Here is an 804-nt window from a genome sequence, read left to right as displayed (position 1 = left end):
CGGTTCGGCTGCTTGCCTTCGGCCGTGGCGGCGAGCCACGCCTGGCGGCGCGGAATCTCGGCGTGAAGATGCGGCGAAATCCCGACCTCGATGCGGTTCAATGGCGACGTCGTCTTGTCGTCTAGACCGATGAAATGGAAACCGGCCGTCGAACCGGCCTGATGGCAACCCTGGCAGGCGCCATTGTCCAGCCGCTCGACCAGCGCTTCCGGCGTGCGCACCAGTTTCAGCGCGGAATAATCGAGCGGTGCGAAATCCGTGGGCTGGAATAATTGCGTAAACGGATGATTGGCCTGCCGTGCACTGCCGAAGGTCGACCACGAGATGATTTTCCTGGCCAGGAACTCGTCGGGGATTTCATAGACACCTTCATCGACCGCCGGCAAATTGGCGCCGACATAGGCGGCGAGCCGTGCTTTCAGCGCCGTGTCCTGCGAGAGCCGTGCGGTGTCGGGCGTGTTCTCCAGCGGCTTCTCGCTGATAGCAGCGCCATCGATGCCGAATACCCGCATGAGATAGGCGGCCTGCCCGCCGAACTCGGTTTCCTGGCCGGACGGGAAGCGCACCACCTGTGCGTTGAGCTCCAGCTGCTTGAAGGTCAACCCGGCCTTCTCCAGCGGCCCGCCGGTCAGCCAGCCGGCATCGACGCTCTCGTCAAGCTGTGGCGTCCAGCGCCCGGCAACACCGACGCAGCCGCCATCGGCGTCGGGGGCGGCGCTGTAGACGGCATTGAAATTGAATGGCAGGCGCGACGCCAGCAGCTTGCCGTTTTTGCGAAAGCTGTAGGCCAGGCGGTAGATGAAG

At 63.9% G+C, this 804-nt stretch carries 1 pseudogene; it reads right to left on the bottom strand.

The window, feature by feature from the left end:
- Positions 1–804: pseudogene (locus tag EN932_RS37245) on the bottom strand (hypothetical protein); the annotation flags it as partial.

It is taken from the genome of Mesorhizobium sp. M7A.F.Ca.US.002.01.1.1 (assembly GCF_004022955.1).
Lineage (GTDB): Bacteria > Pseudomonadota > Alphaproteobacteria > Rhizobiales > Rhizobiaceae > Mesorhizobium > Mesorhizobium ciceri.
This window is presented reverse-complemented; position numbering and strand designations above follow the sequence as displayed.